The organism is Streptomyces albidicamelliae (assembly GCF_025642175.1).
Lineage (GTDB): Bacteria > Actinomycetota > Actinomycetes > Streptomycetales > Streptomycetaceae > Streptomyces > Streptomyces albidocamelliae.
On record NZ_CP106795.1, the window covers coordinates 2528881 to 2546667 of the forward strand.

General features: G+C 73.7%; 16 protein-coding genes, 2 pseudogenes and 1 riboswitch. Of the genes and pseudogenes, 9 read left to right on the plus strand and 9 right to left on the minus strand.

Annotated elements, in window-relative coordinates:
* Positions 1–63: 63 nt before the first annotated feature.
* The 3 genes and pseudogenes from N8I86_RS11730 to N8I86_RS11740 all read right to left on the minus strand — a co-directional run bounded on the left by N8I86_RS11730 (position 64) and on the right by N8I86_RS11740 (position 2182).
* Positions 64–447 carry a DUF3040 domain-containing protein gene (locus N8I86_RS11730; protein ID WP_073892929.1) on the minus strand — a complete coding sequence of 128 codons (384 nt, stop codon included), beginning with the start codon at positions 445–447 and terminating at the stop codon, positions 64–66.
* Between the two features lie 278 nt (positions 448–725).
* Complete coding sequence (locus N8I86_RS11735; RefSeq protein ID WP_073892931.1) at positions 726–1496, minus strand: methyltransferase; 771 nt, start codon at positions 1494–1496, stop codon at positions 726–728.
* 123 nt (positions 1497–1619) lie between these two features.
* Positions 1620–2182: pseudogene (locus N8I86_RS11740) on the minus strand (SAV_6107 family HEPN domain-containing protein).
* A gap of 160 nt (positions 2183–2342) precedes the next feature.
* Between N8I86_RS11740 and N8I86_RS11745 the strand changes: the two are divergent.
* The 5 genes from N8I86_RS11745 (at position 2343) to N8I86_RS11765 (ending at position 8541) form a co-directional block, all read left to right on the plus strand.
* Complete coding sequence (locus N8I86_RS11745) at positions 2343–3257, plus strand: ATP-binding cassette domain-containing protein (RefSeq protein WP_263277733.1); 915 nt, start codon at positions 2343–2345, stop codon at positions 3255–3257.
* Positions 3229–5313, plus strand: a complete 2085-nt coding sequence (locus N8I86_RS11750) for a YhgE/Pip domain-containing protein (protein ID WP_263277734.1) — start codon at positions 3229–3231, stop codon at positions 5311–5313. The genes N8I86_RS11745 and N8I86_RS11750 overlap by 29 nt, the downstream gene beginning before the upstream one ends.
* Positions 5314–5360: 47 nt before the next feature.
* Positions 5361–5990, plus strand: coding sequence for a TetR/AcrR family transcriptional regulator (locus tag N8I86_RS11755; protein ID WP_073892937.1), 630 nt, complete (start codon positions 5361–5363; stop codon positions 5988–5990).
* Between the two features lie 369 nt (positions 5991–6359).
* Positions 6360–6962 (plus strand): DUF4126 domain-containing protein, encoded by a 603-nt coding sequence (locus N8I86_RS11760; protein WP_263277735.1) that lies wholly within the window; start codon positions 6360–6362, stop codon positions 6960–6962.
* Positions 6963–7032: 70 nt separating this feature from the next.
* Positions 7033–8541, plus strand: coding sequence for a phytoene desaturase family protein (locus N8I86_RS11765; RefSeq protein WP_263277736.1), 1509 nt, complete (start codon positions 7033–7035; stop codon positions 8539–8541).
* A gap of 16 nt (positions 8542–8557) precedes the next feature.
* Here the strand turns inward: N8I86_RS11765 and N8I86_RS11770 are convergent, their stop codons facing one another.
* From N8I86_RS11770 to N8I86_RS11795, 6 genes are all read right to left on the minus strand, one after another.
* Positions 8558–9481 carry an SCO2102 family sporulation regulator gene (locus N8I86_RS11770; RefSeq protein ID WP_263277737.1) on the minus strand — a complete coding sequence of 308 codons (924 nt, stop codon included), beginning with the start codon at positions 9479–9481 and terminating at the stop codon, positions 8558–8560.
* Between the two features lie 56 nt (positions 9482–9537).
* A complete protein-coding gene (metF, locus tag N8I86_RS11775) occupies positions 9538–10461 on the minus strand; it encodes a methylenetetrahydrofolate reductase [NAD(P)H] (protein ID WP_073892946.1) in 924 nt (307 codons plus the stop codon).
* 119 nt (positions 10462–10580) lie between these two features.
* Positions 10581–11228, minus strand: coding sequence for a thiamine phosphate synthase (gene thiE, locus N8I86_RS11780; protein ID WP_073892948.1), 648 nt, complete (start codon positions 11226–11228; stop codon positions 10581–10583).
* Positions 11229–11319: 91 nt separating this feature from the next.
* Positions 11320–11685, minus strand: a complete 366-nt coding sequence (locus N8I86_RS11785) for an Rv2175c family DNA-binding protein (RefSeq protein WP_073892950.1) — start codon at positions 11683–11685, stop codon at positions 11320–11322.
* A 64-nt stretch (positions 11686–11749) separates the two neighbouring features.
* Entirely contained in the window at positions 11750–12982 is a 1233-nt protein-coding gene (locus tag N8I86_RS11790; RefSeq protein ID WP_073892952.1) for an NAD(P)/FAD-dependent oxidoreductase, read from the minus strand.
* A gap of 32 nt (positions 12983–13014) precedes the next feature.
* Entirely contained in the window at positions 13015–13365 is a 351-nt protein-coding gene (locus N8I86_RS11795) for a hypothetical protein (RefSeq protein ID WP_073892954.1), read from the minus strand.
* Positions 13366–13418: 53 nt separating this feature from the next.
* Positions 13419–13530: riboswitch (TPP riboswitch) on the plus strand.
* Between N8I86_RS11795 and thiO the strand changes: the two genes are divergently transcribed.
* The 4 genes and pseudogenes from thiO (at position 13528) to pknB (ending at position 17740) form a co-directional block, all read left to right on the plus strand.
* Positions 13528–14709 (plus strand): glycine oxidase ThiO, encoded by a 1182-nt coding sequence (gene thiO, locus N8I86_RS11800; protein ID WP_263277738.1) that lies wholly within the window; start codon positions 13528–13530, stop codon positions 14707–14709. (Overlaps the previous riboswitch by 3 nt.)
* On the plus strand, positions 14706–14918 hold the full coding sequence (thiS, locus tag N8I86_RS11805; protein ID WP_093478338.1) for a sulfur carrier protein ThiS: 213 nt from the start codon (positions 14706–14708) through the stop codon (positions 14916–14918). Before thiO ends, thiS begins: the two co-directional genes overlap by 4 nt.
* A gap of 4 nt (positions 14919–14922) precedes the next feature.
* A pseudogene (locus tag N8I86_RS11810) lies at positions 14923–15714 on the plus strand (thiazole synthase); the annotation flags it as partial.
* A gap of 91 nt (positions 15715–15805) precedes the next feature.
* Positions 15806–17740, plus strand: coding sequence for a Stk1 family PASTA domain-containing Ser/Thr kinase (gene pknB, locus N8I86_RS11815; RefSeq protein WP_263277739.1), 1935 nt, complete (start codon positions 15806–15808; stop codon positions 17738–17740).
* Positions 17741–17787: the final 47 nt, after the last annotated feature.

A 17787-nucleotide genomic window follows, 5' to 3' on the forward strand; every position in this document is an offset into this window, starting at 1 on the left:
GGGTGACCACCTGCCGGTGGTCACCCCTCGGGTGCGTCTGTCGTCGTTCTGGAGAACCGCGGGTCAGTGGCCCTGTTCGTCCCGGCGGCGCTGCCAGCGCTCCTCGATCCGGTCCATCATGGAGCGCTTCGGCCGTGCCTGGCGGCGAGCGGCGCCCGCGGGCTGCTCCCCCGGTTTCGGCGCCTTGCGCCATCCGGTGACGGCGAGCACGGCACAGCCCAGCATGACGAGGAAACCCACCACGCTGACCCAGATCAGCTGCGCGACCATTCCGGCCATGAGGAGCGCGATACCCACGAGGAAGCCTGCGACCGCCTGGTAGACCCGACGCCGGGTGTACGTGCGCAGTCCGCTTCCCTCAAGCGCCGACGCGAACTTGGGATCTTCGGCGTACAGCGCTCGCTCCATCTGCTCGAGCATGCGCTGCTCGTGCTCCGAGAGCGGCACGGAGTCCTCCTCATCGTGCAGTCGCCGGGGCGACCCGGGGGGTCCCTTCAGGATAGGCAGGGAATCGCCCCCGTGAAACCCGCCCCACTACGCCAGTTGACCAATCGGAACCCGTCATGACGACCCCGACTCGCTGAGGCTTCCATTCCCCGGCGGCCGACCCGTCATGCCGGGCGGTGTACCTCGATCATACGGCGCAAACCCCTCGATCGGGGGGCTTGTGGCGTACTCCATCCGCCGCCGAGCCCCTGATCAGCGGCGGGGTCCCGGCAGTGCGCTCATGCCCCGGCCGCACCCGGCGTCTCGCCCAGCACATGCAGCTGGGTCGCGACGGAGCGGAAGGCGGGCAGTTCGGCCGCGGCGGCCTCCAGCTTGAGGAGCGCGTCGCGGGCTCCGGGCTCGGTGTCGACCAGGACGCCGGGCACTAGGTCGGCGAAGACCCGCACGCCGTGCACGGCCCCGACCTTCAGGCCGGCGCTCTCCACCAGCTCGGTGAGCTGCTCGGCGGTGAAGCGGCGCGGCATCGGGTCACCGGTGCCCCAGCGGCCGTCCGGGTCCGCGAGGGCCTGCTTGGCCTCGGTGAAATGACCGGCGAGGGCGCGGGCGAGCACGGCACCGCCGAGGCCGGCGGCGAGCAGGCTGAGGACGCCCGCGGGCCGCAGGGCGGCGACGGCGTTGCGCAGGCCCTCGGCCGGGTCGTCGACGTACTCCAGGACGCCGTGGCACAGCACGACGTCGTAGCCGCCGCGCTCGGCCACGTCGAAGAGGCCGAGGGCGTCCCCCTGGACGCCCTTGACCCGGTCGGCGACGCCGGCCTCCGCGGCACGGCGCTCCAGCGCGAACAGGGCGTTCGGGCTGGGGTCGACCACGGTGACCCGGTGGCCGAGGCTGGCGACGGGCACGGCGAAGTTGCCGCTGCCGCCTCCGGTGTCGAGGACGTCCAGCGCGTCCCGCCCCGTGGCCTTGACCCGGCGGTCGAGAGCGTCCTGCAGGACCTCCCAGACCACGGCGGTACGGAGGGAGGCGCGGGGGCGCATCGGGTCCGACACGGCAGTTGACTCCTCGGCAGGACGGAAGGCTTCAGGCGACCTCCACCCTATTGCCTTCGCCGCCGGAGCCGGTCACCGCGGCCGTGGACGGCCGGTGCGTCTCGTACGGCGGACCTCCGGTGATCAGCCCGCGTCCGGAAGGTCACCGCGCGCGCCCGGTCCGTCGCGCTCGCCGGCCTCCTGGCGGGGCTGGGGCAGGACCGGCTGGAGGACCAGCATCCGCTCGACGAGGCGGAGGAACATCGCCACGTCACGTATGAGGTCGTCGGCGTCCCGCCGGCCGGCCGCGCCCTGGATGCCGGCCTCGGCGCGGGCTCGGCGGGCGGCACCGGCGGCGAACAGCGCGCTCCACTCGGTCAACTCGGGGCGATCTCGGGCAGGACCTCCCAGGCGCTGCGGATCCTGGCCCGGCGGCGGGGGGACGTCTCGGGGCGGCCGCGGGCGGCGAGCACCGCGGCGGCGGTGCGCAGGGCGGCGAGGTGGGCCGTCGCGTAGCGCTCGTTCGGCGTCTGAAGGACGGCGGCCTCCTCCAGGCCGGAGCGGGCCTGGGCGAGCAGGTCGAGGGCGGCGGGCGGGGCCGTGGCCCGGCGGAGCACGGGGTGCACGTCGCTCGCCGGGCCGGTCAGTGAGGGGGCAGGGCCGGTGGCGCGGCGCCGGTGGGCGGCGGCTGCGGACGAGTTGGCCATGACGAACCTCCTGTCGTCTGGGTGACGGCACAGGTGCCGTATGTGCCCATCGTGAGGTATGCCACTGACAATCCGTTCTGACCTGGGGTTTTGCTTCGATCGAAGGTTCGGGCGTATTTTTGCACTGACCAGTCAGTTCAAATTTGCCACAGGGGGGCTTGTGGACGGCGTGGACGTCACGGCCGAAGGCCTCGGGCTCGAAGGGCCGCGGGGGTGGGCCTTTCGCGGCATCACCCTCGACGCGCAGCCCGGATCACTGATCGCGATCGAGGGACCGTCCGGCTCCGGCCGCACGTGTCTGCTGCTCGCGCTCACGGGACGGATGAAGCCCACCGAAGGAGTGGCCGCCGTCGGCGGGTTCAAACTCCCCCGGCACATGGCGGCGTTGCGCCGCGTGGCGGCGGTGGCCAACGTGGCCGGGGTGACCGACCTCGACCCGGCCCTGACCGTGGGCGAGCACCTGCGCGAACGGGCCCTGCTGCAGAGCCGGTTCGGCGACTCGCTGCGCGAGGTGCTGCGGCCCCGCGCCCGGCGCGGGCACCCGGCGCGGCTGCGGATCGACGCGGCCCTCGCGGCCGCCGGGCTCGATCCGGAGACGCTGCCCAAGGGCTCCCGGACGGCCGTGCGCGACCTGGAGCGGCTCCAGGAGCTGCGCCTGTCCGTCGCCCTCGCCCTGCTGGGCCGGCCCCGGCTGCTCGGTGTGGACGACATCGAGACGAAGCTCTCGGACGCCGAGCGCGCCGAGGTCTGGGACCTGTTGCGGTCCCTCACGCGCGCGGGGACGACGGTCGCGGTCGTGTGCCGCACCGCTCCCGAGGGCTGCGTCACCGTGTCGACCGCGCCGGAGGACGCCGGGCGGAAGGACACCGCGGCCGAGCCGGAGGCGGCCGACACCGCCACGGCCCCGGACGCAGGGCAGGAGCCGGGCACCACCGGGCCGGACACCACCGAGCCGGACACCGCAGACTCGGACACCGCAGACCCGGACACCGCCGAGCCGGGCACCACCGGGCCGGACACCGAAGCGAAGAAGGAGGGGACCGGCGATGCGCTCACCGAGGCTGGCCGCGCTTGAGCTGAGGCGTTTCGGACGGGGGAAGCTGCCCCGCGCCGCCCTGGTCGCGCTGCTCGTGCTGCCCCTGCTCTACGGCGCCCTGTACCTGTGGTCGTTCTGGGACCCCTACGGCCGCCTGGACCGCATCCCGGTGGCCCTGGTGAACGACGACAAGGGCGCCACGGCGGGCGGCAGGAAGATCACCGCGGGCGACGACATCGTCGACGGGCTGCGCGACAGCCGGACCTTCGAGTGGCACGAGGTCGACGCCGACGAGGCCCGCAAGGGGGTCGAGGACGGCACCTACTACCTGTCGCTGACCATGCCGGCCGACTTCAGCGGCCGGATCGCGTCCAGTTCGGGCGACTCCCCCGAGACCGGCGCGCTCCAGGTGCGCACCAACGACGCGAACAACTACATCGTCGGCCAGATCTCCCGCACCGTCTTCAGCGAGGTGCGCCGGGCCGCGTCCACGAAGGCCTCCCGGGGCTTCCTGGACAAGATCTTCGTGTCCTTCTCCGACATCCACGACAAGACCGTCACGGCCGCCCACGGCGCCGACAAGCTGAACTCCGGCATCGGGAAGGCGGAGAAGGGCTCCAAGGACCTCGCCGACGGCCTGAAGGACGCCAAGGGCGGCAGCGGCAAGCTGGCCACGGGATTGACGAAGCTGGACAAGGGCTCCGGGGACCTCCAGACCGGTGCCCGGCAGGTCGCCGACGGCACCCAGCGGCTCGCCGACAAGGTCAACCCCGTCTACGCCGAGGCCGGCCCGTTCCTGAAGACCAACGAGAAGACCATCGGGGACACCGCCAGACTGGTCGCCGACTCGGCCGGGACGGTCAAGGACAACCTCGACGTCCTCGTGAAGCACGCGCCGGGCGCCGCGAAGGCCGCCCACGCCTCCGCCGCCGTCCTCGACAAGATCTACGCGGCGCGCTGCGAGACCGCCGCCCTCCCCGACCCGGCATGCCCGGAACTGAAGCGGGCCAAAACCGCCGCCGACGACGTGGCCGACGTCTCCGACGACCTGAACACGCTCATCGCGGACCAGGACGGCGACCTGAAGACGATGCGGGACAACCTCGGCACGCTCCAGAAGCAGGCGCGCGCCCTGGAGGCCCGCGCACCGCACCTCTACGAGGACGTCGACGACGCCGTCAAGAAGATCAACAAGCTGAACACCGGCGCCCACCAGGTCGCCACCGGGGCCGAGAAGCTGCACACCGGACTGGGTACGGCACACACCGGCGCGGTCGCCCTGGACAAGGGCATCGGCACCGCCGCATCGGGCGCCCAGACCCTGAACGGCGGCCTGTTCAAGCTGTCCGACGGATCGGGGAAGCTGGCCGGCGGCCTGCACGACGGTGCGAAGAAGATCCCGGACTACGGCAAGCAGGACCGCGACCGGCGCACGGACGTGATGGCCGACCCGGTCCAGCTGGCCTCCCGGGACCTGCACAAGGCCCCCAACTACGGCACCGGGTTCGCCCCGTACTTCATCCCGCTGTCCCTGTGGGTCGGCGCGATGGTGGCCTACATGCTGATCCCGCCGCTCAACCGGCGCGCCCTGGCGGCCGGTTCCTCCTCCTGGCGGATCGCGCTGGCCGGCTGGCTGCCGGTGGCCGCGGTGGGCGTGCTCCAGGTGGGCGCGCTGATGGCCGTACTGCACTGGGCGATCGGTCTGCAGATGCTGCGCGCGGCCGGCACCGTCGGGTTCCTGTTCCTGGTCACCGCCTCGTTCGCGGCGATCGTGCAGTGGCTGAACGCCCGGTTCGGCGCGGCCGGCCGGATCCTCGTCCTCGCCCTGCTGATGCTCCAGCTGACCTCGGCGGGCGGCACGTACCCCGTGCAGACCAGTCCGGGCTTCTTCAACGCGATCCACCCCTACCTGCCGATGAGCTACATCGTGGAGGCGCTGCGCCGGCTGATCACGGGCGGCGGGCTCGGTCCGGTCTGGCAGGCGTGCGGCGTGCTCGTCGTGTTCACCGCGGGAGCGCTGGCGCTGACCGCCCTCGCGGCCCGGCGCCGGCAGGTGTGGACGCTGGACCGGCTGCACCCGGAGCTGAGCCTGTGATCCCCGAAGCGTCCCTGCACGCGCGCGTACCTGTGACAATCGGGACCATGGAAAGCAGCAGCACCAGGTCCGGCGGCAGCACGCGCCGCGAGGCCACCCGGCAGAAGCTCTACGAGGCGGCCGTCACGCTCATCGCCGAACAGGGCTTCTCCGCGACCACGGTGGACGAGATCGCCGAGCGGGCCGGCGTTGCGAAGGGCACGGTCTACTACAACTTCGCGAGCAAGTCGGTCCTCTTCGAGGAGCTGCTGCGGCACGGCGTGGGCCTGCTCACCGCCTCGCTGCGGGAGGCGGCGGAGCGGACGGCCGCCGAGGGCGGCAGCAGGGTGGACGCGCTGGACGCGATGGTCCGCGCGGGTCTGGTCTTCATCGACCGCTACCCGGCCTTCACCCAGCTGTACGTGGCGGAGTTGTGGCGCACCAACCGGGCCTGGCAGTCCACGCTGATGGTGGTCCGGCAGGAGGCCGTCGCGGTGGTCGAGGGGGTGCTGCGCGAGGGCGTGGCGGCCGGGGAGTTCAGCGACGAGATCGACGTCCAGCTGACGGCGGCGGCGCTGGTCGGCATGGTCCTGGTGGCCGCCCTGGACTGGAAGTCCTTCCAGCCGGAGCGCTCCCTGGACGACGTGCACGCGGCCCTGTCCCGGCTGCTTCAGGGCCGGGTCAGCGGCAGGGACTGAGCGCCGGGACACCCTCGGCGCACGGGAAGGCACCGGTCCGCTGCCGGACCGGCGCCTTCCGCTCCCCCGTGCTCTCCCGCACTCCCCCGTACGGTCCTCCCCCGACGGCCCCGCGGGCGGCCGTCCCCGGGTCCCCCGACCCGCTTCCGCCGACGGATCGGCGGAAGGAGTGGCGAGGAGGCGGGACACCGTTCCGCCGCCCCGTGCCGGCGGTGCCGGGGCCCCGCCCCTTGCCGTGCCTCCACTGTCCCGTCCGCGAGGGCCCGCGCCCATCCGCGCGCGTACTCATCTCGCGGACTAGGTACGGGTACTCAGCCCTCCGCGCGCGTGCCCTGCCCCGCGGGGCGCCGGCTGGCTACGATCGCCTCCGTGTCCGTACTCCCCCTGGTCTTCACCAGCGGCTGGGCCAGCGGCATCAACGCGTACGCGGTGGTGCTGCTGCTCGGCCTGTTCGGCATGACGGGCGTGAGCGACGACGTCCCGCAGACGTTGCAGCACCCCGAGGTGCTGATCGTCGCGGGCGCGCTGTTCGTGTGCGAGGCGGTCGCCGACAAGATCCCGTACGTCGACTCGGTGTGGGACTCCGTGCACACGGTGGTCCGGCCGCTCGCGGGTGCCTGGGTGGGCGCGCTGCTCGCCGGGCAGAGCGGTTCGGTCTCGGACGTGGCCGCGGGGCTGATCGGCGGCTCGACCGCGCTGGCCAGTCACACCGTCAAGGCCGGGACCCGCATGGCGGTCAACACCTCGCCGGAACCGTTCAGCAACTTCGTACTGAGCCTCGCCGAGGACCTCGGGGTGGCCGGCGTCGTGTCGTTCGCGATGTTCCACCCGGAGGCCGCGGCCGTCGTCGCGGCCGTCCTGCTGGCCGGCGGTCTGCTGACGCTGTGGTTCCTCGTGTCGCGCATCCGGCGCTTCCTGCGCCGCAGGGCCCAGCGCCGGGAGGAGCGGCGCCTGGCCTCGCGGGCGCCCTGACCTGCGCCCCCGACCCGCGCCGGGCCGCCCGCCGACCGGGGTGTCGGTGGCGGTCGATAAAGTCACCGGCATGGCACGGATTGCGGTGATCGGCGCCGGGATGGGCGCGATGGCGGCCGCTGCCCGGCTGGCCGTCGCGGGCCACCGGGTGGCGGTGTACGAGCGCACGGAGACGTACGGCGGTGCGGTGCGCCGGTTCGAGCGGGACGGGTTCGCCTTCGACACCGGGCCCGGGCTGCTGACCCTCCCCGCCGTGTACCGCGATCTGTTCGTCAAGACCGGCAAGGAGCCGCTGGAGGACCGCGTCGAGCTGGTCCAGGTCGACCCGGCCGCACGGCACGTCTTCGCCGACGGCACCGACGTGTCCCTGCCGAACGCCTCGCGCGCGGGAGTCGTCGCGGCCCTCGACGAGGCACTGGGCGGGGGTGCCGGCGAGCGCTGGGGCGACTTCCTGGTGCGGGCCCGCGAGACCTGGGACCGCACGCGCCGGCCGCTGCTGGAGGAGCCGCTGTGGCCGAACTGGCAGGTGCTGGAAGGGAAGGAGCCCTATCCGGGCGTGCCGTACAAGCGGTTCCTGCGCACCCGCCGCGCGCTCAGACTGCACGAGATCGGTGACCGGGAGCTGCACGACCCCCGCCTGGCGGCGCTGCTCGCGGACTGCGCGCTCGCGTACGGCGTCGATCCCGGGACGGCCCCGGCGAGCGCGGCCGTGCTGCCCTACATGGAGCACGCCTTCGGCACCTGGTACGTGCGTGGTGGCGTCCGGGAGCTGGCCCGCGCGGTGTACGAGCGGTGCCTGGAGCGGCGGGTGGAGTTCGCCTTCGGCGCGGAGGTCACCCGGGTGCTGGAGGCGGGGGGCCGGGCGGCCGGCGTGGAGCTGGCGGACGGGACGGCGGCCGAGGCGGACTTCGTCGTCGGCACGGGCCCCTGGCGGCTGGGCGGCATGCTCCCGAGCAGGGACCTCTACGGCGCCGGGGACGTGCCGGCGGAGCGCGAGGACCGCTACCCGGGCCGGGTGGTGGTGTGCCTGGCACTGCGCGGCGCACGCGAGCCCGGCGCCGTGCACCGCACGGTGGTGCACGCGGCGGACGGCGAGGGTGATCTCGATCTGTTCCGGCACGGGGTGCCGCCCGAGCTGCCGACGGTCCTGGTGGACCGCCCGGACGACCCGGCCCTGCGTCCCGGCCCGGACCACGAGTCCGTGGTGCTGACGGCGACCGTGCCGGCGGCGACGGAGTACGACTGGGCCGCGCCGGGCGCCGCCGCCGCCTTCGCGGACCGGATGGCCGCCGCCGCCGAGCGCGCGGTGCCGGGGCTGCGCGAGCGGTTGCTGTGGCGCGAGATCCGTACGCCCCTGGACACCGAGCGGGAGACGGGCGCGAAGGGCGGTGCGGTGCCGCCGCCCGCGCTGGCCGCGCCGGAGGGTGTGCTGCACCCGGCCAACGCCACCGCGATGCCGGGCCTGTTCGCCGCCGGCGGCTGGTCCCACCCGGGCGGCGGTCTGCCGCACGCGGGCATGTCGGGAGCGCTGGTGGCCGGACTGATCGTGGAGGGCCCGGAGTTCCGCGGTTCGCGGTGAGCGGGGGCCCGGCGGCTCAGAAGCGGTACTGCTCGTCGTACCCGGCGCCGGGCTGCGTCTGCTGCCCGCCCGCCTGGTAGGGGTAGGGCTGCTCCTGCGGGAGTTCGCCGCCGTAGTTCTCGTCGGTGCGCTGCTGCGGCACCCACACCCCGCCGGCCGGCGTCTGCTGGTAGCCGCCGGTGGCGTACGGGTCCTGGGTGTAGCCCTGCTGGCCGTACTGCTGCGCGTAGCCCGGGTCGTACGCGGCGTCCCCGTAGGACTGGCTGCCGATGTACGGGTCGGAGTAGTTGGCGTAGCCCTGCTGGCCCGCGTCGTAGCCGGCGTAGCCCTGCTGCTGGCCGTAGCCGGAGTAGTCGTAGGCGTAGGCCTGCTGTCCGTCGCCCTGGGGCTGGCCGGCGTTCGCGTAGGCGGTGTCGCCGTAGACGCCGTAGTTGCCGGTGTCGTCGGGCATGGGCTGCGGCTCGTAGACGGCGGTCGACTCGGCGGCGGTGGGCTCGGCGGAGCGGGCCGGGGTGAAGACGTCGTCGCGGTCGTAGTCGTCGTCGCCGTAGGCGGGGCGCTCGGGGCCGTGGTCGGCATCCCGGTCGTCGCCCGTCGCGTCCGCGGACGGCTCGGGGTCCGCCTCGTACCGCTCGGCCCGGCCGCGGCGCCGCTTGCTGCCGCCCGGCTCGTCGTCCTCGCCGTCGGGGCGCTTGACCGCCCAGCCCGCGGCGAACCCGCGGCGGAAGGACAGGGTGACGTAGGTCTGCCCGAGGGCGAAGGCGATCGCGCCCAGGCCGATCACGATGACGGACGGCATGAGCACGCCGAGCACGACACCGAGGAAGCCGACGAAGGCCAGCAGCCGCCAGCGAAGCCGCGCCTTGTACTGCAGCAGCACCTCGCCCAGCAGCCACAGTGCGACGACGCCGAACGCGATGTAGAGGACCGTCCAGCCCATGTACGCCCCTCTCCCAGTGGCCGCTACGCAGTGTGTCGTATCGCGGTGCGGCCGGTCTAGGCCTGCGGGGGGTGGTGCAGGCCCAGGTTCTCGTAGATTTCCAGGGTCGCCGTGGAGTTGTTGAGCGTGATGAAGTGCAGTCCGGGCACTCCCTCGGCCAGCAGCCGTGCGCAGAACTCCGTGGCGAACTCGATACCGATCGAGCGTACCGCCGCCGGATCGTCCTTCGCTGTGAGGATCCGCTCTTTCAGGGCGTCGGGGAAACTGGCGTTGCTGAGCTTGGGCAGCCGCTCCAGCATCTTCACGCTGGTGACCGGCAGGACCTCGGGGATGACCGGGGTGTCGCAGCCGGCGGCCGCGACCCGGTCGCGCAGCCGCAGATACGACTCCGGCCGGAAGAACATCTGTGTGATGGCGTAGTCGGCACCCGCCCGGCACTTGTCCACGAAGTGCTGGACGTCGGTGTCCCACTGCGAGGACCGCGGGTGCATCTCCGGGAACGCGGCGACGCCCACGCAGAAGTCGCCCGACTCCTTGATGAGCCGTACGAGTTCGGCGGCGTAGGTCAGGCCCCGCGGATGCGGGACCCATGCGCCCATGGGGTCGCCGGGCGGGTCGCCGCGCACGGCGAGCATGTTGCGGATGCCCGCGTCCGCGTACTGGCCGATGATGTTGCGCAGTTCCGCGATGGAGTGGTCGACAGCCGTGAGGTGGGCGACCGGGGTGAGCGTAGTGTCCGCGACGATCTGCTCGGTCTCCTTGACCGTGCCCGCGCGGGTCGAGCCGCCGGCGCCGTAGGTCACGGAGACGAAGTCGGGAGCGACCGCCTCGACCCGCCGGAGCGCGCTCCACAGGTTCCGCTCGCCCTTGGGGGTCTTCGGCGCCGAGAACTCGAACGAGTACGTCGTCTTTCCGGTGGCGAGGATGTCGCGCACGGTGCGGGCGCGATCAGTCCTGGTGGATGCGGTTCCGAGGGCCATATGGGCAGGTTAGCCAGGGGTGGGCGGTACCCCAACCGGACGCCGGTAATTTGGCTGATTTGTCGGCTTGCTGTCCACCCATTGGACAGAATCCCGGACAGTGGCCGCCCGCGGCGCCCTCAGAGCTGCCGCAGCCGCTTCGCGAACTCCGCCGCCGCGGCACCCGGGTCCGCCGCCTCGGTGAGGGCGCGGACCACGACCACCCTGCGGGCGCCGGCGTCCAGCACCTGGTCCAGGTTGGCGAGGTCGATCCCGCCGATGGCGAACCAGGGGCGGTCGGTGCCGAGGCCGGCGGTGTACCGGACCAGGTCGAGCCCGGGCGCGTGACGGCCGGGCTTGGTGGGGGTGGGCCAGCACGGGCCGGTGCAGAAGTAGTCCACGCCGTCCTGCTCGGCGGCCGCGGCGGCCTCGGACTCGGCGTGCGTGGAACGGCCGATCAGGACGTCGTCGCCGAGGATCGCTCGGGCCGCGGGGACCGGCAGGTCGCCCTGGCCGAGGTGCAGCACCCCGGCACCGGCCGCGTGCGCGACGTCCGCCCGGTCGTTGACCGCGAGCAGCTTGCCGTGCCGGGCGCAGGCGTCCGCGAAGACCCGGAGGGTCTCCAGCTCCTCGGCGGCTTCCATGCCCTTCTCGCGCAGCTGCACGATGTCGACACCGCCGGCCAGGACCGCGTCCAGGAAGCCGGCGAGGTCGCCCCGGTCCCTGCGGGCGTCCGTGCAGAGGTACAGACGGGCGTCGGCGAGGGCGGCGCGGGCGGTGTCGGACATGCGTGGGTCCCCCCGTGATCGGTCTACCTGCTGGTTCTCGGGTGGCGTGCGGGCCCGGGGCACGCACGCCACCCCCCTGGTGCGGCTGGGCTCAGACGGCGAGCGCCTGGGCGCGGCGCTTCACCTCCGTGCCGCGATTCTCGCTCAGGGCCTGCGCGGGAGTGCCGGGCAGGGTGGGGTCGGGGGTGAAGAGCCACTCGATCATCTCTTCGTCCGTGAAGCCGTCGTCCCGCAGGAGCGTCAGGGTGCCGGTCAGGCCCTTGACGACCTTGTCCCCGTCGATGAAGGCGGCGGGGACGTGCAGCGCCCGGTTCTCACCACGGCGTACGGCGATCAGCTGGCCCTCCTTGACCAGCTGCCGCACACGCGTCACCTCGACGCCGAGCTGTTCGGCGATGTCGGGGAGGGTGAGCCAGGCGGGGACGAGAGCATCGATCTTTGCGTCAATCTCGGTCACGAGTCCTAGGGTAGGCGCTCCGTCCGGGGTGCCGCTCGATGCCGACGGCCGACCGCGGCGCCGGTCAGTCGGCCGTGGCGTTCTTCAGGGGGCGGGCCGGATCGGTCAGGGCCTCGGGGTCCATACGGCGGCCCGCCTCGATCAGGCGGCGGCCCTGGGCCAGGTCGCGGGGCCGGCCCACCGCCAGCAGCGCCACCAGCCGGCCCTCGCGCAGCCAGCACACCGACCAGGCGGGTCCGGCCGGGTCGCCGCGCCACACCAGGCGGTCCGCCGCTGCGTGGTGCCCGGCGTACTGCACGAAGCGGCCGAACTGCTCGGACCAGAAGTACGGCACCGGGTCGTAGAGCGCCGGGGTCTCGCCGAGGATGTTCGCGGCGACCGTCCGGGGCCCCTGGAGGGCGTTGTCCCAGTGGTGGACGAGCAGCCGCTCGCCGTAGCGGGCGGAGGGGAAGGAGGCGCAGTCGCCGACCGCGTACACGTCCTCGGCCCCGGTGCGCAGGCGGGCGTCCGCGACGACCTCGCCGTGCGGCCCCAGTTCGATGCCGGAGCCGGCCAGCCAGCCGGTGGCCGGCCGGGCGCCGATGCCGACGACGACGGCGCCCGCGGGCAGCCGGGTGCCGTCGGTCAGCACCACCGCGCCCGGTTCGACGCGCTCCACGCGCGCGCCGGTGCGCAGGTCGGCGCCGCTGTCGGCGTACCAGGCGGCCATGGGCGCGGCCACCTCGGCGGGCAGGGCGCCCGCGAGCGGCCGGTCGGCGGCCTCGACGACGGTCACCGCGCAGCCCGCCTCCCGGGCGGCCGTGGCGAACTCGGCGCCGATCCAGCCGGCGCCGACGACCACGATGTCGTGCTGCCGGAGCAGCACGGGCCGCAGCCGTTCGGCGTCGTCCAGGGTGCGCAGCAGATGCACGCCGGGTACGCCCTCCGTGCCGGGCAGGGTGACGGGTTCGGCCCCGGTGGCCAGGACCAGGACGTCGTAGGGCACCGGGCCCGCCTCGGTGTCCAGCACGCGTTCGGCGGGGCGCAGGCCCTGTGCCTCGCAGCCGAGGCGCAGCTCGACGCCGAGGGACTCGAAGTCGACGTCGAAGGCGGAGCCCTCGGCCGTGCCGAGCAGCACGGCCTTGGACAGCGGCGGCCGGTCGTACGGCTGGTGCGGTTCGGCGCCGATGACGGTCACGGCTCCCTTGAAGCCCTGTTCCCGCAGGGCGACCGCGGTCTGCACCCCGGCCATGCCCGCGCCCACGACGACCACGCGCCGTTCCTGTGACGTGCCCTGTTGCGGTGTCTGCTCGCTCACCCGATCACCATAGACAACTGACGAAACGTCAGTCAGGGGGCGTGCTCGGTGACCTGCTCCACAACGCTCGTACCGCTGCCCGCGGCGGACTCCCACTCCCAGGTCTCCGCCAGCCGCAGCCGGCCGTCGGGCAGCTCCACGACGGTGGACACGCAGTGCCCGCCGGCCGTGGTCCCGTCGGTGCGCAGCTGCACGTACCGGAAGTCCAGCCGGTCGCCCTCGCGGGTCCCGACCAGATGGCCGCGCACGACCTCGCCGCCCGCGTACTCCGCCCAGATGCGGCCGTCCGTCTCGTGGTAGGCGAACCGGGTGCGGGTACCCACCTGACCTGGGGCCTGGTCCGCGACGGGGGCGAAAATCAGACCGTCGAGCGAGCGGTGCATGACGGAGGGCTCCCTTACGGGTGACGAGCGGGACGGACTAGGGTGGCCACCGTACAAGCACTCGCGGGAGCCTGGACGCACCGGGCTGAGAGGGAGGCTGGCGGCCTCCGACCGTACGAACCTGATCCGGGTCATGCCGGCGAAGGGAGGGGCTGGACGCCCATGTCGTCACGTACGTCCGACGTCCTCGTCATCGGGGGCGGGATCATCGGTCTGGTCACGGCCTGGCGCGCGGCGCAGCGCGGGCTCACCACGGCGGTGGTGGACCCCGAGCCCGGCGGCGGGGCCGCACGGGTCGCGGCGGGGATGCTCGCCGCGGTCACGGAGCTGCACTACGGCGAGGAGACGCTGCTCGCTTTGAACCTGGAGTCCGCCCGCCGCTATCCCGGCTTCGCGGCCGAGCTCTCCGAGCTGACCGGCCACGACCTGGGCTACCGCCGGTGCGGCACCCTCGCGGTCGCCCTCGACGCCGACGACCGCGCGCACCTGCGGGAACTGCACGCGCTCCAGCAGCGCTCGGGCCTGGAGTCGGAGTGGCTGTCGGGGCGCGACTGCCGGCGTCTCGAGCCGATGCTGGCCCCCGGGGTGCGCGGCGGGCTGCGGGTCGACGGCGACCACCAGATCGACCCGCGGCGGCTGGCGACGGCCCTGGTGGCCGCGTGCGAGCACGCCGGGGTGGTGTTCCACCGCACCTGGGCCGAGCGGCTCGACGTCGTGCGCGAGCGGGCCGCCGGCGTCACCACGGCGGACGGCACCGAGCTGCGCGCGGAGCAGGTCGTCCTCGCCGGCGGAAGCATGAGCGGACGCCTCGCGGGCGTGCCGGACGCGCTGCTGCCACCGGTCCGGCCGGTGAAGGGGCAGGTGCTGCGGCTGGCCGTGCCCCGGCGGTTCGCCCCGTTCCTGAGCCGGACCGTGCGGGCCGTGGTCCGCGGCAGCCAGGTCTACCTCGTGCCGCGCGAGAACGGCGAGCTGGTCGTCGGCGCCACCACCGAGGAGCTGGGCTGGGACACGACGGTCACGGCGGGGGGCGTGTACGAGCTGCTGCGCGACGCCCACGAGCTGATCCCGGGCCTCACCGAGCTCCCGCTGACCGAGACCCGGGCCGGGCTGCGGCCCGGCTCCCCCGACAACGCCCCGCTGCTCGGCCCGTCCGGCCTGGACGGACTGCTGCTGGCCACCGGGCACTACCGCAACGGCGTGCTGCTCACACCGGTCACCGGGGACGTGCTGGCGCACGCGCTGGCCACCGGTGACCTCCCCGAGGAGGCCCGCCCGTTCACGCCCCAGCGTTTCACCGCCCCGCCGCCGGAGCGGCCCGCACGTCTCATGGAGCAGTCCGCATGACCCTCAGCCTCACCGTCTCCGTCAACGGGGAGCACCGGGAGATCGCCCCGGGCACCGCTCTCGACGCCCTCGTCCGCACCCTCACCGCGGCGCCCTCCGGGGTGGCCGCCGCCGTCAACGAGACGGTCGTGCCGCGCGGCCAGTGGGCGACCACCGCGCTCGCCGAGGGCGACCGCGTCGAAGTACTCACCGCAGTCCAGGGAGGCTGAACCGATGGCCGACGACCCCTTCGTGCTGGGCGGTGTGCACCTGGACTCCCGGCTGATCATGGGCACGGGCGGCGCGCCCAGCCTGGACGTGCTGGAGCGGGCGCTGACCGCCTCCGGCACCGGGCTGACCACGGTCGCGATGCGGCGGGTCGACCCGTCCGTGCACGGCTCGGTGCTGTCGGTGCTGGAGAAGCTGGGCATCCGCGTGCTGCCGAACACGGCGGGCTGTTTCACCGCCGGGGAGGCCGTGCTGACCGCGCGCCTCGCCCGCGAGGCACTGGGCACGGACCTGGTCAAGCTGGAGGTCATCGCCGACGAGCGGACCCTGCTGCCCGACCCGGTGGAGCTGCTGGACGCGGCGGAGACGCTGGTCGACGACGGCTTCACGGTGCTGCCGTACACGAACGACGACCCCGTCCTCGCGCGCAGGCTGGAGGACGTCGGCTGTGCCGCGGTGATGCCGCTGGGCTCCCCGATCGGATCGGGGCTCGGCATCCGCAATCCGCACAACTTCCAGCTCATCGTCGAGCAGGCGGGCGTACCGGTGATCCTGGACGCGGGCGCCGGTACGGCGTCCGACGTGGCGCTGGCGATGGAGCTGGGGTGCGCGGGTGTGATGCTCGCCTCCGCCGTGACGCGGGCGCAGGAGCCGGAGACGATGGCCGCGGCCATGCGGCACGCGGTCGAGGCCGGCCGGCTGGCCCGGCTGGCGGGGCGGATCCCGCGCCGCCACTTCGCCGAGGCCTCCTCCCCGGCCGAGGGGCGCGCGCACCTGGACCCCGAGCGCCCCGCCTTCCCGTCACCCGACAGTCACAGCTCTGCTGCATTCCGTCCCCACGACGGCGCAGCGGGTGGGAGCGCCGTTCACCCCTCGTAGACTCCCCTGCGTGGATACGACCCTTCAGGACCCCCTCGTCGGGCAGGTGCTCGACGGCCGTTACCGCGTCGAGGCGCGGATCGCGGCCGGCGGGATGGCCACGGTCTACCGGGCCCTGGACACCCGCCTGGACCGCGTCCTCGCGCTGAAGGTGATGCACCCGGCGCTCGCGACCGACGGCTCCTTCGTCGAGCGGTTCATCCGGGAGGCCAAGTCCGTCGCCCGGCTCGACCACCCCAACGTGGTGCAGGTCTTCGACCAGGGCACCGACGGGTCGTACGTGTACCTGGCGATGGAGTACATCGCCGGGTGCACCCTGCGCGACGTGCTGCGCGAGCGGGGGGCGGTGCAGCCGCGGGCCGCGCTGGACATCCTGGAGCCGGTGCTGGCCGCGCTCGGCGCCGCGCACCGGGCCGGGTTCGTCCACCGGGACATGAAGCCGGAGAACGTCCTGATAGGGGACGACGGCCGGGTCAAGGTCGCCGATTTCGGGCTGGTGCGCTCGGTGGACAGCGTGACGAGCACGACCGGTGCCGTCCTCGGGACGGTGTCGTACCTCGCTCCGGAGCAGATCGAGCAGGGCACCGCCGATCCGCGCGTCGACGTGTACGCGTGCGGTGTCGTCCTCTACGAGATGCTGACCGGTGAGAAGCCGCACTCCGGCGACTCCCCCGCCCAGGTGCTCTACAAGCACATACACGACGACGTGCCGCCGCCCTCGGCGCTCGTGCCGGGACTGCCGTACGAACTGGACGGGCTGGTCGCCTCGGCCACCGCGCGCGACCCGGACGTCCGCCCGCACGACGCCGTGGCGCTGCTCGCCCTGGTGCGCGGGGCCCGTCAGGGGCTGACCGCGGAGCAGCTGGACCGGCTGCCGCCGCAGGCGCTGACCGCGGAGCACGACATCGCCGAGGACCGGACGAGCGTGATCCCGCGCTCGCTGACCGTGCCCCGGCCGCTGCCCGTGAACGAGGACCCGGCCGAGGACGGCGTCCACCGCACCTCCCGGCTGCAGTCCCCGCCGCCGGGGCCGCCCCGCGGCTCTGCGGCGCGGCGGCCCCGGCGCGGGCTGCTGGCGGTGCTCGCGGCCGTGCTGCTGGTCTTCGGCGTGGGCGCCGGCGTCTGGTACATCAACTCGGGGCAGTTCACCGAGGTCCCCCCGCTGGTGACCAAGACGGAGGCACAGGCCGGACAGCGGCTGAAGGCCGCCGGTCTGGACGTCGGGAAGGTCGAGCGGGCCTACGACGACACCGTCGAGCGGGGCCGGGTCATCAGTAGCGACCCCTCTCCCGGCTCCCGCATCCGGGACAACGGTTCGGTGAAGCTCACCGTCTCGCTCGGCCCGGAGACGGTGAACGTGCCGGATCTGCGGGGGCAGCCGCTGGCGAAGGCGCGGGCGCGGCTGAAGGCGGACGCGCTGGAGCCGGGCATGGTCACCCGCCAGTTCAGCGACGACGTCGACAAGGGGTCCGTGATCGCCACGACGCCGGCCGCGGGCACCAAGCGGCACGCCGGCTCGGCGATCGCGCTGACCGTCAGCAAGGGCCGCGCGGTCCACGTCCCGGACGTCACCGGTGACGACCCGGACAGCGCCCGGCAGACGCTGACCGACGCCGGTCTGAAGGTCGAGATCGCCGCCGAGCCGATCACCTCGGAGGACTACGACAAGGGCAAGGTCGCCGCCCAGATCCCGGAGCAGGGCCGCGAGGCCGCCGAGGGCGACACGGTGAAGCTGACGCTGTCCAAGGGCCCGCCGATGATCCAGGTCCCGGACGTGGTCGGCGACAGCGTGGACGACGCCCACAAGGCCCTGGAGGGGGCCGGCTTCGAGGTGGACGAGGACCGCGGTCTGCTCGGACTGTTCGGCGACACCGTGAAGAAGCAGTCGGTGGCGGGCGGCGACCGGGCGCCCAAGGGGTCGACGATCACCATCACCATCCGGTGACGGGGGTCACCGGGACCGTGGTCCGGGGGCCGGAGCGGGCATGACAC